Annotated in this window: 13 protein-coding genes and 1 pseudogene; 4 read left to right on the forward strand and 10 right to left on the reverse strand. The window is 71.0% G+C overall.

Annotation, left to right across the window (positions count from 1 at the left end; genetic code table 11):
* The first annotated feature begins 81 nt into the window (after positions 1-81).
* Entirely contained in the window at positions 82-1,122 is a 1,041-nt protein-coding gene (locus ABZ656_RS00785; protein ID WP_101400032.1) for a chitinase, read from the forward strand.
* Positions 1,123-1,234: 112 nt separating this feature from the next.
* Here the strand turns inward: ABZ656_RS00785 and ABZ656_RS00790 are convergent, their stop codons facing one another.
* The 5 genes from ABZ656_RS00790 to ABZ656_RS00810 form a co-directional block, all read right to left on the reverse strand.
* Positions 1,235-1,681, reverse strand: coding sequence for a hypothetical protein (locus ABZ656_RS00790; protein ID WP_360263095.1), 447 nt, complete (start codon positions 1,679-1,681; stop codon positions 1,235-1,237).
* 7 nt (positions 1,682-1,688) lie between these two features.
* Entirely contained in the window at positions 1,689-2,903 is a 1,215-nt protein-coding gene (gene mqnC, locus ABZ656_RS00795; protein WP_054232140.1) for a cyclic dehypoxanthinyl futalosine synthase, read from the reverse strand.
* Positions 2,904-2,975: 72 nt separating this feature from the next.
* Positions 2,976-3,917: an A24 family peptidase gene (locus tag ABZ656_RS00800; RefSeq protein ID WP_360263099.1), complete on the reverse strand. Its 942-nt coding sequence runs from the start codon at positions 3,915-3,917 to the stop codon at positions 2,976-2,978.
* 2 nt (positions 3,918-3,919) lie between these two features.
* A complete protein-coding gene (locus ABZ656_RS00805) occupies positions 3,920-5,605 on the reverse strand; it encodes a serine/threonine-protein kinase (RefSeq protein ID WP_360263102.1) in 1,686 nt (561 codons plus the stop codon).
* 69 nt (positions 5,606-5,674) lie between these two features.
* Complete coding sequence (locus ABZ656_RS00810) at positions 5,675-6,523, reverse strand: menaquinone biosynthesis protein (protein ID WP_101400027.1); 849 nt, start codon at positions 6,521-6,523, stop codon at positions 5,675-5,677.
* Positions 6,524-6,866: 343 nt separating this feature from the next.
* Between ABZ656_RS00810 and ABZ656_RS00815 the strand changes: the two genes are divergently transcribed.
* Complete coding sequence (locus tag ABZ656_RS00815) at positions 6,867-7,070, forward strand: cold-shock protein (RefSeq protein ID WP_028805073.1); 204 nt, start codon at positions 6,867-6,869, stop codon at positions 7,068-7,070.
* Between the two features lie 196 nt (positions 7,071-7,266).
* On the opposite strand, the gene ABZ656_RS00820 is transcribed toward ABZ656_RS00815, so the two are convergent.
* Complete coding sequence (locus ABZ656_RS00820) at positions 7,267-9,171, reverse strand: AMP-dependent synthetase/ligase (RefSeq protein WP_360263106.1); 1,905 nt, start codon at positions 9,169-9,171, stop codon at positions 7,267-7,269.
* Positions 9,172-9,337: 166 nt separating this feature from the next.
* Positions 9,338-10,182, reverse strand: a pseudogene (locus tag ABZ656_RS00825) (beta-ketoacyl synthase N-terminal-like domain-containing protein); the annotation flags it as partial.
* A gap of 86 nt (positions 10,183-10,268) precedes the next feature.
* Here ABZ656_RS00825 and ABZ656_RS00830 point away from each other — a divergent pair.
* Entirely contained in the window at positions 10,269-11,636 is a 1,368-nt protein-coding gene (locus tag ABZ656_RS00830; RefSeq protein WP_360263109.1) for a 3-oxoacyl-ACP reductase, read from the forward strand.
* A gap of 204 nt (positions 11,637-11,840) precedes the next feature.
* Complete coding sequence (locus ABZ656_RS00835) at positions 11,841-12,704, forward strand: MaoC/PaaZ C-terminal domain-containing protein (RefSeq protein WP_101400024.1); 864 nt, start codon at positions 11,841-11,843, stop codon at positions 12,702-12,704.
* A gap of 10 nt (positions 12,705-12,714) precedes the next feature.
* Here the strand turns inward: ABZ656_RS00835 and ABZ656_RS00840 are convergent, their stop codons facing one another.
* The 3 genes from ABZ656_RS00840 to ABZ656_RS00850 all read right to left on the reverse strand — a co-directional run bounded on the left by ABZ656_RS00840 (position 12,715) and on the right by ABZ656_RS00850 (position 14,380).
* A complete protein-coding gene (locus ABZ656_RS00840) occupies positions 12,715-13,398 on the reverse strand; it encodes a TetR/AcrR family transcriptional regulator (protein ID WP_360263112.1) in 684 nt (227 codons plus the stop codon).
* Positions 13,399-13,440: 42 nt separating this feature from the next.
* Complete coding sequence (locus ABZ656_RS00845; protein WP_101400022.1) at positions 13,441-13,746, reverse strand: DUF4229 domain-containing protein; 306 nt, start codon at positions 13,744-13,746, stop codon at positions 13,441-13,443.
* Positions 13,747-13,840: 94 nt separating this feature from the next.
* Entirely contained in the window at positions 13,841-14,380 is a 540-nt protein-coding gene (locus tag ABZ656_RS00850) for a GNAT family N-acetyltransferase (RefSeq protein ID WP_360263117.1), read from the reverse strand.
* Between the last annotated feature and the right edge of the window lie 51 nt (positions 14,381-14,431).

Genomic DNA, 14,431 nt, shown 5'->3' on the forward strand with positions numbered 1-14,431 from the left:
TCGGATGTGCCACCTTGGAACTCACGAATCGCACTTTGTTTCGGTCCTGAGACAGAAATCACGAGAGCGGGTGCATACGCAATGAGGGGTTATCTGAGGCCGGCTGCCGGGCTCACCTGTCTGTTTGCTCTGGCGGCGGCGGGGTGCTCTTCCGGTGGTACGGGTGCCACGGACGCGGCGCCCGCGCAGACCTCCCAGGCCCCGCGGACGAGTGCGGCGCCCTCCGAGAGCGCGTCCTCCTCCAGCACCTCGTACGCGCCCTACGTGAGCGCCACGGAGGCCTCCGCGACGGACTCGAAGGGGTCTCCGACCACGTACAACCTGGCCTTCGTGATCTCCGACGGCACCAACTGCACGGCCAAGTGGAACGGCACGGACGCCATCGACAAGGCCGCCGTGAAGTCCCGGATCCAGGCGCTGAAGGAGTCCGGCGCGGGTGTGCGCGTCTCGTTCGGCGGGGCGTCGGGCAAGGAGCTGGCGGAGGTCTGCGACAGCGCGAGCGCGCTCGCGGCGGCGTACGGGGCGGCGCTCGACGCCGCCGGGTCCACCCGGGCCGACTTCGACATCGAGGGGGACGCGCTGACCGACTCCGCGTCGGTCTCGCTGCGGTCCAAGGCGATCGCGCTGCTCCAGAAGGAGCGCGGTGACCTGAAGGTGTCCTTCACGCTGCCGGTCATGCCGTCGGGGCTGGATTCGGACAGTCTGGCGCTGCTGGAGTCCGCCAACGACAACTCCGTGACGGTCTCCACAGTCAACATCATGACGATGAACTACGGGAGTTCGTACTCCGGGGACATGGGCGACTACGCCGAGACTTCCGCCAAGGCGACCCATGATCAACTGCAGGATGTCTTCGGACTGTCGAGTGCGGGCGCCTGGCAGGGGCTCGCGTTGACCTCGATGATCGGGGACAACGACGTGGCCGATGAGACGTTCAGCCTCTCGGACGCGGCACAGGTCCGTGCGTTCGCCGAGTCGAAGAAGATCGCTTGGGTGTCGATGTGGTCGACGTTCCGGGATCGGCAGTGTTCGAGTGATGACGCTTCTTCGGACAATGCGGCCACCAATTGCAGTGGGGTTTCGCAGAGTTCGGGGGCGTTTGCTCAGGCGCTGGCCGGGTGAGCTCTTTGGCCGCGGGTTCGAAGTGGCTGGTCGCGCCCCGCGGCGGAGCCGCATATACACACAGCCCCGCGCCCCTGAAAACGGGGCACTTCCCCGCCCGGGGTGAAGAAGTTCAGCGGCGTCTGTGTACCAGGCGGCCCGCGCACACCGTCGCGATGCATGCTCCGTCCGCATCGAAGACCGCGAGGTCGGCACGTCCCGCGTCGACGATCGCGGTCTCTCGCGTACGCGGGAGTACGGCGACCTCGTTGCGGGAGGCCGCCGCGCGGAGGTCGGGGGTGTCGGCGTACTCCGCCAGTACCGCCGTGGCACCCGACTTCAGCACCGCGTGAACACGTTCCCGTGGGGACGGTGCCTCGGGCAGTGGGCCCTCGTGGACGAGCGCCGGCCCGAGGACCCCGGGCCATCTGCGCACCCGCGCCCCCGGAAAGCGCTCCAGCAGCACGTCCAGCGGGCCGGTGCCCGCCACCCGGTCGCCCTCCACGGCGACCGCGCCGTCCTTCAGCGGGTCCGCGTCCCAGCTGACGCGCAGCTCGTCGGCGGTGTGGATCGTCAGCACGGCGGGGCTAGTTGGAGGCGAGCAGCTTCAGCTCGGGATGCGCCGTACCGCCCTCGATCGCGGTGGACGAGATGTGCGACATGACGCGCTCGTCGACCGGGTCGTTCGCCGGGTCGTCGTGGACGACGATGTGCTCGTACGTCGTGGTCCGCTGGGCGGGCACGCGGCCGGCCTTGCGGATCAGGTCGATGATCTCCATACGGTTGGAGCGGTGCTTGGCGCCCGCCGAGGAGACGACGTTCTCCTCCAGCATGATCGAGCCGAGGTCGTCCGCGCCGTAGTGCAGGGAGAGCTGGCCGACCTCCTTGCCGGTGGTCAGCCAGGAACCCTGGATGTGGGCGATGTTGTCCATGAACAGCCGGGCGATCGCGATCATCCGCAGGTACTCGAAGAGCGTCGCCTGCGTGCGGCCCTTCAGGTGGTTGTTCTCGGGCTGGTAGGTGTACGGGATGAAGGCGCGGAAGCCGCCCGTGCGGTCCTGTACGTCACGGATCATCCGCAGGTGCTCGATACGCTCGGCGTTGGTCTCGCCGGTGCCCATGAGCATGGTGGACGTCGACTCGACGCCCAGCCCGTGCGCGGTCTCCATGATCTCCAGCCAGCGCTCGCCGGACTCCTTGAGGGGGGCGATCGCCTTGCGGGGGCGGGCCGGGAGGAGTTCGGCACCTGCGCCCGCGAAGGAGTCGAGGCCGGCGGCGTGGATCCGCTGGATGGCCTCCTCCACACTCACCTTGGAGATGCGGGCCATGTGCTCGACCTCGGACGCGCCGAGGGAGTGGATGACCAGCTGCGGGTAGGCGGCCTTGATCGCGGCGAAGTGCTTCTCGTAGTACTCGACGCCGTAGTCCGGGTGGTGTCCACCCTGGAACATGATCTGCGTACCGCCGAGTTCGACGGTCTCCGCGCAGCGGCGCAGGATGTCGTCGAGGTCGCGCGTCCAGCCCTTGGCCGTGTCCTTGGGAGCCGCGTAGAAGGCGCAGAACTTGCACGCCGTGACGCACACGTTCGTGTAGTTGATGTTGCGCTCGATGATGTACGTGGCGATGTGCTCGGTCCCCGCGTACCGGCGGCGGCGTACCGCGTCCGCGGCGGCGCCCAAGGCGTGCAGCGGGGCGTCGCGGTAGAGGACGAGCGCCTCTTCGGGGGTGATCCGCCCACCCGCGGCAGCACGGTCGAGGACGGCTGTGACATCAAAAGACGTGAGGTCGGCCTTCTCGGTCACCGGGAGCGTCCCTTTCGTAAGGGTTCTGGACGGACCCGGCCAGCCTACGCCAGCCCCGTCCGTGGCCCGACGTCAGGCCGCGTACGCCCCGATCAGCAGCCCGACGTACGCCCCCGCGATCAGGAACGGTCCGAAGGGGATGGACGTCTTGCGCCCCGCGCGTCGCATCAGCACCAGCCCCAGCCCGTACAGGCCGCCGAACAGGAACCCGGCGAAGGTCCCGAGCACCACGGTCCCCCATCCGTACCAGCCGAGCACGGCCCCGATCCCCAGCGCGAGCTTCACATCCCCGAAGCCCATGCCGTTCGGGTTGACGAGGAAGAGGAGGAAGTACGCGCCGCCCAGCACGAGCGACCCGAACAGCGCGGTCGGCCACTCCCCCGCGTGCTCCGGTACGAGGGCCATCACGCCCAGCAGTACGAGCGCCAGGCCCGCGAGCGGCAGGGTCAGGACGTCCGGCAGGCGCTGCACCCGGAAGTCCACGACCGCGAGCAGCACACCGAACGGCGCGAGCAGCAGCCAGACGGCCAGTTCGGGGCGGGCGCCGGTGGCGAGGGCGAGACCGGCGCAGGCCCCCGCGGTGGTGAGGGCGACGAGGGGGGTGCCGGGGCCGTAGCGGTAGGTCGTCGGGACACCGCCCGGCACACGCCCCGCACCGCCCGGCACGCGCCCCGCACCGCCCGGCACACGCCCCGCACCACCAGGCACACGCCCCGCACCGCCCGGCACGCGCCCCGCATCACCGGGCACGTGCCCCTCGTCGCCGGGCGCCGACCACGACGTACGAAGATCACGAAGGTACTGGGCGCAGTCGGCGCAGCGGGCGAGGCCGAGCCAGCCGCCCGCGGCGCCGGTGAGGGCGTGTCCGTCGGGGCACCGGGTCCGCCACGCCTCGTCCGGCTCCACCGCGAACCGGTATGCGGCCCGCGGCACCAGCAGTCCCGCCGCCGCGCCCCAGAGGGCGGCGAGGACGGTCAGCCACAGCGGCCGGACGGACCAGAGTTCGAGGTCCACGGCTACTCGGCCTTCGACATGCGGGCCACCGGATCGCCCGCGTCCGCGTTGTCCGTCTCGTACTTGAGGTCGCCCCCGGCGGGAAAGAGCCGCACCTCGTGGCTGCCCGTCGTGCAGGTGCTGGGGTTGGACGTCTTGGCGGTGCTCGTCGCGGTGAGCTGCTTGTCGGTGACCTTCTTCAGGACGAGTACGTCGTCACAGATGCCGCCGATCAGGTCGGTCGACCGGAACGTGCCCAACTCCTTGCCCACGGCGGCCTGGTGGAGGGTGACCCGGAACGTGCCGGCGGGCAGCTTCCCGCTCAGTGCGTAGGCGTCGCCCGACCAGCTACCGAGGTAGTGCGCGGGCACGGAGGCGAGCGTCGCGCCGGCCGAGCCGGGGGCGCCCGGTGTCGCCGCCGGAGGGCTGGCCGCGGAATCGGAGCCGCTGGAAGCCGAGTTGTCGTCACCGCCGCCCGGGAGCAGACGGAACATGAACACCGAGCCCACGGTCACCGCGGCCAGCGCACCCGCGACGGCCAGCGCGAGCGTGCAACTCACCCTGCGGCCACGGCCGTTCGCACCGGGGGCCGAGGCCGCGGCCACGCTGACGGAGAGCTTGCCCGGGTGGACCGTCGGCGCCACGACCGCGTCCTGGACATCGCGCTGCCCCGGTACGTACGTCGGCATGGCGTACGGCGGCATGGTCGGCGGCGGACCGAACACCCCGTCGGGCGGCGGCACCCCGGCCCCGGAGTCCGTGCCCACCGAAGGGCTGCTGAAGCCCACCGGCCCGGACGGCGTCACCTCCGCCGCCTCCAGGTTCAGCAGCTGCACCGCGCTGCGGCTGACCTGCTCCACCAGGGGCCCCGGCAGCCAGCCGGCGGTCACCAGCCGGGCCGCCCCCTCGGGAGCCAGCCGTCCGGCCACCTCACCCGGGGTCGGCCGGCCGGCCGGGTCCTTGGCGAGGCAGGCGGCCACGAGTTCCCGTAGCTCCCCCTCCAGGGAGCCGAGCCGGGGTTCCTCGTGCACCACCTTGTAGAGGAGGGCGGCCGAGGAGTCGCCGGGGAACGGGGACTCGCCCGTCGCCGCGTACACCAGCACCGCACCCAGGGAGAAGACGTCCGCCGCGCCCGTGACCCCCTTGCCGAGGATCTGCTCGGGGGACATGTAGCCGGGGGAGCCGACGGAGACGCCCGTCGAGGTGAGCGAGGCGGTGCCGTCGGTGGCGCGGGCGATGCCGAAGTCGATGAGGAGGGGGCCGTCGAGGGTGAGCAGGACGTTGGAGGGCTTGACGTCACGGTGGACGAGGCCCAGCGCGTGGACCGCCGTGAGTGCCTCGGCCAGGCCCGCGCCCAGCACCCGTACCGAATGCGCCGGAAGCGGACCGCCGGCGTCGGCGACCGCCGCCGCGAGCGAGGGACCGGCCGCGTAGCCGGTCGCGACCCATGGCACGGACGCCTCCGGGTCCGCGTCGAGGACCGGGGCCGTCCACGCGCCGCCCACCCGCCGCGCGGCCTCGACCTCACGGCGGAAGCGGGCGCGGAACTCCTCGTCGAGCGCGAAGTGCGGGTGCACGATCTTGACCGCGACCGTCCGCCCGCCCGCGCTGCGGCCCAGGTACACCCGCCCCATGCCGCCGGCCCCCAGCCGGCCGAGCAGCCGGTAGGGCCCCACGACCGTGGGCTCATCCACTCCGAGCGGCTGCATGGCGCTCCCACCTCCCCCGTACGCACGGACGCACTGCCCAGCAGGGTAGTTCCGTACGCCCCCGCGACCTCAGGGAGTCAGCAGTTCGACCTTCACGTCCGTCGGGAAGCCGGTGGTCGAGCCGACCCGCCGGGCGAACTCCTGTACGGCCGCGAGCTGCGGGCCGCCGAAACGGAAGTCGAGCGTGGTGAAGTACTGCTCCAGGGTCCGCTCGTCGAAGGCCTCCCAGCGGGCCGCCTGCTCGGCGACCTTGGAGACCTCGTCCAGCGAGAGGTCACGGGAGGCGAGGAAGGCCTCGTGCACCTTGCGGGTGACGACGGGCTCGCGCTCCAGGTAGTCGCGGCGGGCCGCCCACACGGCGAAGACGAACGGCAGGCCCGTCCACTCCTTCCACAGCGTGCCGAGGTCGTGCACCTCCAGACCGAACTTCGGCCCGTCGAGGAGATTGGCCCGCAGTGCCGCGTCGCCGATGAGGACGGCGGCGTCGGCCTCCTGCATCATCAGGCTGAGGTCGGGCGGGCACGTGTAGTAGGACGGCTGGACGCCCACGCTCTCGGCCAGCAGCAGCTGCGCGAGCCGAACGGACGTACGAGAGGTGGAGCCGAGGGCGACCCGGGCGCCGTCCAGCTGGTCCAGCGGGACCTGCGAGACGATCACACAGGACATCACCGGGCCGTCGCAGCCGACCGCGATGTCCGGGAAGGCGACCAGCTCGTCGGCGTGCCTGAGGAACTCGACGAGCGTGATGGGCCCGATGTCGAGGTCGCCCTGCACCAGCTTCTCGCTGAGCTTCTCCGGGGTGTCCTTGGTGAGCTCGAAGTCGAGGAGCGTGCCCGTTCTCGCGAGCCCCCAGTAGAGGGGCAGGCAGTTCAGGAACTGGATGTGGCCGACGCGCGGCCGGGTGCGGTAATTGTCCACATCGCGAGGCTAGACCCCATGGAGTACCGTGCAGTCTCCAGGGTCCCCGCGTGGTTTCCGAAACCCTTCCGCCCTCTTGTGTCAACCCTTGCGACAGCAAGTCGACACCATCACGTCAACCCATCCGCCATGCGGGTCAAACATCCGGGTGACGTGATCTTGCCCCCTATTGCTTTCGGCTGCCTGCGTGCTAGGCTCGCCGCAAGTTGCAGTTTGGTTTCCCTTGCAGTACAGAGCCTGCGGAGCATGTGACCGCGGGCTCTCGTCGTTTTCAGACGTATGCAGTTGTTTACACAATCGCAGGTTCTGGAGCAGGGCAACCCTTTGGGCCCAAGGAGGGCTTATGGCTACCGGAACCGTGAAGTGGTTCAACGCCGAAAAGGGCTTTGGTTTCATCGCCCAGGAAGGCGGCGGCCCGGACGTCTTCGTCCACTACTCCGCGATCAACGCGAGCGGATTCCGCTCTCTCGAAGAGAACCAGTCGGTTTCCTTCGACGTCACGCAGGGTCCGAAGGGCCCGCAGGCGGAGAACGTCACCCCGATCTAAGTCTGCGGGCTTCATGAGCCCAATGCTTTGATCCGGAACGGATCGCAATACCCAAGGAGCCCCACGCCTGCCTGGCGTGGGGCTCCTGCCTTGTCTCCCTTGCCCTGCCCTGCCTCCCTTGCCCTGCCCTGCCTCCCTTGCCCTGCCTCTCTTGCCCTGCCTTGTCCCCTCGTCCCGCCTCGTCCTCGGTGCGCCCCTACCGCACGTACAGCTCCTCGATCTCCTTGCTGAAGTCACGTTCGATCGCCGCCCGCTTCAGCTTCATGGTGGGGGTCACGTGGCCCGCCAGTTCCGTGAAGTCCCCCGGAAGGACGGCGAAGCGACGGATGGACTCGGGGCGGGAGACGAGCTTGTTGGCCTCGTCGATCGCGCGCTGGAGGATGACGTTCAGCTCCGGGTCGTCCATGAGGAGCTCCGGCGGGACGGGGTGCTTGCCGATCATCTGGCGCCAGTGGGTGACGCCGTCCTCGTCGAGGGTGATGAGGACGGAGACGTAGGGGCGGCGGTCGCCCAGGACGATGCACTGGGCGATCAGCGGATGCGAGCGGAGCCAGTTCTCCAGGGGCGCGGGGGCCACGCTCTTGCCGCCCGCGGTGATCAGGATCTCCTTCTTGCGGCCTGTGATGGTGAGGTAGCCCCCGTCGTCCAGTTCGCCGATGTCACCGGTCGCGAACCAGCCGTCCGGCGCCGCGTCGACGACGCCGCCCGCGTTCGGGTCCCAGTAGCCGCGGAAGATCTGTTCGCCGCCCAGCAGGATCTCGCCGTCCCCGGCTATCCGGACCCTGGTGCCGGGCAGCGGCCAGCCCACCGTGCCCAGTCGGGGTTTGAGCGGGGGCGTGACGGTCGCGGCGGCGGTGGCCTCCGTCAGGCCGTACCCCTCGAAGATCTCGATGCCGGCGCCCGCGTAGAACGCGGCGAGACGGCGGCCCAGCGGGGAGCCGCCGCAGATCGCGTAGCGGACCTTGCCCCCCAGCGCGTTGCGGATACGGCGGTAGACCAGGGGGTCGTACAGGGCGCGGGCGGCGCGCAGGGAGCGCGAGGGACCCGGCCCGGTGCCGTGCTGCTTGGCCTCGACCGCCTCGCCGTAGCTGCACGCGATGCGCGCGGCTCGGTCGAAGGAGGGCCCGCGGCCCATCTTCTCGGCCGTGGCCCGGCCGGTGTTGAACACCTTCTCCAGGACATAGGGGATGGCCAGCAGGAAGGTGGGTCTGAAGCTCGCCAGGTCCGCGAGCAGATCCTCGGTACTCAGGCTCGGCGCATGGCCCAGGCGCACCCGTGCGCGCAGACAGGCGACCGCGACCATCCGCCCGAAGACATGGGAGAGGGGAAGGAAGAGAAGCATCGACGCGGCGTCCGAGGTCTTCGCCTTGAAGATCGGGTAGAGCAGTTCGATCGCGTTGTCGATCTCGGCGAAGAAGTTGCCGTGGGTGAGTGCGCAGCCCTTGGGGCGGCCGGTGGTGCCCGAGGTGTAGATGAGGGTGGCGAGCGTGTCGGGGCCGAGCACCCCACGGCGTACGGCGACCTCCTGGTCCGGGACGTCCTGGCCCAGCTCGGCCAGCCGCTCCAGGTGTCCCTTGTCGAAGACCCACATGTGCCGCAGGTCGGGGATCCGGTCGCGTTCCGGGCCGAGCGCGGACGCCTGCGCCACCGTCTCCGTGGCGAGGGCGACGGCTCCCGAGTCCTGGAGGATCCAGCGGACCTGGAAGACGGAGGAGGTGGGATAGACCGGGACGGTGACCAGACCCGCCGCCCAGGCCGCGAAGTCCAGGAGCGTCCACTCGTAGGTCGTCCGCGCCATGATCGCGATGCGGTCGCCGGGCGCCAGGCCCTCGGCGATCAGGCCCTTCGCGACCGCCAGCACCTGCGCGGCGAACTCGGTGGCGGTCACGTCCTCCCAGGCGCCGTCGGCGTTCTTCCTGCTGAGAACCGCCGCGTTCGGGGCCACGGTCGCGTTGTCGAACGGGATGTCCGCGAGCGAGCCGTGGGTCACCTGACCGACGAGGGGCGGCATGGACACCTCGCGCACCACTCCGTCCAGCCGCTTGATCTCGGGCTCCACGAGAGAGGGTGGGGAGTCGTACGGGCTGGGCTGGCTGGACATGGGGCGGCTCCTTGGCTGCCAGGACCCGGTCGGTATGAGGCGGGTTGGGGGCGCAAAGCCTCATACGTGCCTGGGGCGTGGGGGGTTCATGCGAGTTTCAACAAGGCAGGGGTGACCGGGATCGTACGGGCTTGGGGTGTGGGGTTTGTGGGCGTTTGGGGCGGGCGGGGTGCGAGTTACCTCCGGTACGGGAATTCGGGTGCGGGTGGTTTTTCGGGCACGGGTGGCTTTTCGGGCACGGGTGGCTTTTCGGGCACGGGCCGGTGGGGGCTGGGCGGAGGTTCTGGTCGCGGTCCAGTCCACGGAACGGGACGACGAGGTCGTCGAAGAGGCCCCGTTCGTACGCCGCCGCCAGCCGCTGATGGCTGGTGGCCGCCAGTTCGTCCTGCGCCTCGCGGGTCACCCCCACGCGCGGGCCGTCACGGCAGCGTGCTCCCCCATGGACAGACCCGTGCGCGGCTCGGCGTTGCGCGGGATGTCGGGGACGAGGTGGGAGGGGCGGACGCGGGCGAGGGCCCGGAGGCGGGCGCCGGGCGACTTGGCGCGGCGGACCTCCAGGAGGATGCGGCGCAGTTCGTCGTTGACCCCGAGCGGGGCGTCGCTCGCGGTGTCGGCGCCGCCCGCGATCGCGGACTCGGTCTGGCTCAGCGTGATCTTGTTGGCCGCGGCGATGACGGCTTGCAGGCCGGTGCCGCAGGCCTGCTGGATGTCGTACGCCGGGGTGCGCGCGTCGAGTTTCGAGCCGAGGACGGTCTCGCGGGCGAGGTTGAAGTCGCGACTGTGCTTGAGGACGGCACCGGCGACCAACTCGCCCACCGCTCCCGGCTCTTCGAGACCGTACCGCTCGACCAGGCCGTCGACCGTCGCGGTCAGCATCTCCTGGTTGGAGGCGGTGGCGTACGGGCCGTCGGAGCGGGCGAACGGGGTGCGGGCGCCGCCGACGACCGCGACGGGGCGCGTCCCGGACGGCCTTCCGGGGCGGCTTGTTCTGCGTGGATCGCGGGGGCTCATCTCGACCTGCTCCTGATCCTTCACGTAGCCTTACCCTGGGTAACCTTACTCCAGAGTAAATCTACGTCCGAGCTGGGAGTTGGACAATGGCGGACCGCTATCTGAGCTTCACCGGCACCGCACCCGGTCGCTTTCTGACCCGTCGGCTCGGGCTGCCCCAGCCGGCCGCGTTGCACCGCTGGTCGTCCGAACGGCCCACTTTGGAGGGGGCGTTGCTGCTCCTGGCGGCCGGGAAGCCGACGCTGGACGACGTGGCCACCGTACTGGCCCGGACAGGGCTCGAGGTGCGGACGGAGGCGACGGCACAGCGGCCGGCCGGGATCGTGCTCGACGCGACCGGGGTCGCCGGCGTGGAGGCGCTCGCCGAGGTGCACACGGCGCTGCATCCCGTGGTGCGGTCGGTCGCCGACGGCGGGCGGGTGGTGGTGCTCGGCGCGGCGCTCGACCCCGCCGATCACCATCAGGCGGCGGCGCAGCAGGCGTTGGAGGGATTCGTGCGGTCCCTGGGGAAGGAGATCGGGCGGGGGCGGACGGTGACGTTGGTGCGGATCGCGGGAGCGGGGGCGGGGGTGGCGGGCTCCGTCGCCGGTGCCGAGTCCACGTTCCGGTTTCTTCTGTCACCCAGGTCGGCGTATGTCAGTGGGCAGGTGATCGAGGTCGGTCGTGCCGGTGGAGATGACGGGGGTGCTGGTGAGGTGTCCGTTCCGCAGGACTGGGCGCGGCCCCTCGCCGGGCGGACCGCCCTCGTCACCGGGGCCGCGCGGGGGATCGGTCAGGCGGTGGCCGAGACCCTGGCGCGGGACGGGGCGCGGGTGGTGTGTCTGGACGTGCCCGGCGCCGCGTCCGAGCTCGAGGTGGTCGCCGCGCGGCTGGACGGTGGGCGGGCGTTGGCGCTCGACATCACCTCCGCCGACGCGGGGGCGCGGATCGGGGAGGCGTTGCCCGACGGGCTGGACGTTCTCGTCCACAACGCCGGGATCACACGGGACCGGAAGCTGGTCAACATGCCCGCGGAGCGGTGGGGGTCGGTGCTCGACGTGAATCTCGCGAGTGTGCTGCGGACGACGGATGTGCTGCTGGGGGACGGGGTGGTACGACGTGGGGGGCGGATCGTGGCCACCGCGTCGATCGCCGGGATCGCCGGGAACGTCGGGCAGACCAACTACGCGGCCAGTAAGGCGGGGGTCGTGGGGTTCGTACGGGCGCTGGCCCCGCGGGTGTGGGGCGAGCACGGGGTGACGGTGAACGCCGTCGCGCCCGGGTTCATCGAGACGAAGATGACGGCGGCCGTGCCGTTGTTCATCCGGGAGGCGGGGCGGCGGATGAACTCCCTCGGGCAAGGGGGGCTGCCCGTCGATGTCGCCGAGACGATCGCGTGGCTCGCCGGGCCGGGGTCCTGGGCCGTGAACGGGCAGGTGGTCCGGGTGTGTGGCCAGAGCCTGCTGGGGGCGTAGGGGGTTTGTTCGCCCCCGCCGCCCCCACCCTCCCCCAAGCTCTTCGAGCAGGGGGGACCCCCACATCCTTCTGGGGCTCCGCCCCAGACCCCGTGGGGCGGCCTTTTGGCTGCGGATGGGTGGGGGCTGCTCCCGCAGTTCCCCGCGCCCCTGAGGGGCGGAGCCCCTTCGCTGTTCGGACTCGACCGATCCCGGGAAGGAACCATGAACACGCTCACCCTCACCGCTCCCCCGGCCCTCACCCCCCTCCTGGCCCGAGGTGCCCTGTTCTCCCCTCTCAAGCGGCGGCCCCGCCCGGACGCCCACGTCCCGCCGGCCCGTCTCGTCCTCCCGGACGTCCGTATCGATCTCGCCCGGCTCGCCACGTACGAGCGGGTCTGCGGGTTCGCCACGGGCGCGGACGCGCTGCCGGTGACGTATCCGCACGTCCTCGGGTTTCCGCTCGCCATGCGGATCATGGCGAGCCGCTCGTTCCCACTGCCGCTGCTCGGGCTCGTCCACACCTCGATCGAGATCACCCAGCGGCAGCCACCGGCCGCCACGGAGACGTACGAACTCGGTGTGCGCGTAGTGGGGTTGGCGCCTCACCGCCGGGGGACGCAGGCCGTCGTGCTGACCGAGGCGAGGGTCGACGGCACGTTGGTGTGGGAGTCGAGGAGTACCTATCTCGCCCGGCACAGGACGGTCGGGGAACCGACCTCCACGCCCCCGCGGGAGCCGGACGACGGCAAGCCCCTCCCCGTCCGTGCCGAGTGGCGGCTCGGCGGTGACGTCGGGCGGCGGTACGGCGCCGCTTCGGGGGACCGCAACCCCATCCACCTGCACCCCCTCACCGCCCGCCTGTTCGGCTTTCCCCGCGCCATCGCGCACGGCATGTGGACGGTGGCCCGCTGCCTCGCGGAACAGGGCCCCCAGGACGCGGTACGGCTGCGCGCCGACTTCAAGGCCCCCGTCCTCCTCCCGGGCACGGTCACCTACGCCGCCGACGGCCCCGCCTTCGAGCTCCGCGACACGGACTCCGGGCGCCTGCATCTGACCGGCGGCATACAGCCCATAGGGCGCTCGTAGGGCGAAAGGGTCAGTCCTGCGGGGGCGTCCACGGGCGGTTCTCCATCAGGTCACCCAGGCCCGCCCAGGCGAAGTTCATCAGCGTCGCCGCCGCCTGCTTCGCGGAGACGCCCGGCGTGGCGTTGGCCCAGGCGGCGAGGGACTCGGCGGCACCGACAAGGGCCTCGGCGAGCCCGGCGACCTCCCGCTCGGGCAGGGACGGATCACGGTGTTCCCCCAAGCTCTCAACTCCGTTCGAGCAGGGGGAACCCCCATCGCGGGCGGCGACCACGATCAGCTGGGTGACGAACGCGACGAGTTCCTCACGCATCGCCGCGACCTCGGCCGCGAAGGGCTCGCCGTGCGTGCGCGCCTGACGGTGCAGGACCGCCCAGCCGTCCGGGTTCTCCGCCGTGTGCGTGAAGAACGCCCGCAGGCCCGCCCAGAGTTGACGGTCGGCGGGCAGACCGGACTGGACGCCCGCGCGTACCGCCGTGGTCAGTGCGGCCGCCTCACGGCGGATGCAGGCGGTGAAGAGGTCTTCCTTGGAGTTCAGGTACAGGTACACCAACGGCTTGGACACGCCCGCCAGATCGGCGATCTCGTCCATCGAAGCGGATCGGTACCCCCGCTGCCCGAAGGTCCGCACGGCGGCGTCCAGCATCTGCTGTTCACGTACCGCGCGCGGCATCCGCTTGTTCTTCACAGCACCCATACGGGCAAGCGTACGATCGGCCGCCGTCGGCCAGGCACAGCGTTACGAGGTCTGGCCCCGCACGCCGCCGCGGGCGGCGTCGTCCGCGCCGTCCTCCTGGCTGCGGTTCTGCTCCAGGTTGGTCTTCATACGGTCCACGCGCGCGACGACCTGGGCGGAGGCGCGGTCGCGCTCCTTGCGCAGCACGACGAAACTGATGGGCGCGGAGATCACCAGCGCGAGCAGGACGATCCACATGTAGTTGGAGTCACCCAGGCCGCGCGGGGCGATGCCCGAGTAGACGAGGCCCCAGACGACCACGAGGCAGCCGGCGAAGACGCCGAGGCGCATCAGTGTGTAGCGGCCCATGTCAATCCACTCTTCCGTTCCGAACCGTTTCGAACGTTCCCAAAGGGCACCGTCCAGTGAAGCACGCCCGGCCCGATCCTCGTGCAGGGGGTCGTCAGTCGCCGGGCGGGAGAGGCAGCAGCATCGTGATCTCGTCACGGTCGTCGCCCGGCCCGACACGCAGCGCGTCGGGCGCCCGGCCGATCTCCTTGTAGCCGCAGGAGGCGTAGAAGCGTTCCAGTCCCTCCCCGCCCCGGCAGGTGAGGCGGAGTCCCTCCAGACCGAGTGCGCGGGCCCGGTCCTCGGCCTCGCGGAGCAGGTCGGAGCCGTAGCCGCGGCCCTGGAGGGCCGGGTCGACCATGACGGTGTACAGCCAGGCCCAGTGGCGCATGAGGGCGTGGTCGTTGAGGGCCAGGAACGCGGTGGCGGCGAGCCGGCCGTCGGCGGTGAACCCGGCGAGGAGCCGGGTACGGCCCTCGGCTATCGCCGTGAGATGGGCCTCGGCGCGGGGGCGTATGTCGACGGGGGTCACCGGCGGCACGAAGCCGACCGCACCACCCGCGTTGGTGACATCCGTCCAGAGGGCGAGCAGCTGGTCGGGCAGGGGGCGGGGCGGCTTCGCGTCACGGGTGAACAGGGTGAAGGTCAGTGGCACGGCCACCGAGCGTAGAACACCGGGGTCGGAGCGGACCAACTGCAGATGTCG

Source organism: Streptomyces sp. NPDC007095 (assembly GCF_040634475.1).
Classification (GTDB): Bacteria; Actinomycetota; Actinomycetes; order Streptomycetales; family Streptomycetaceae; genus Streptomyces.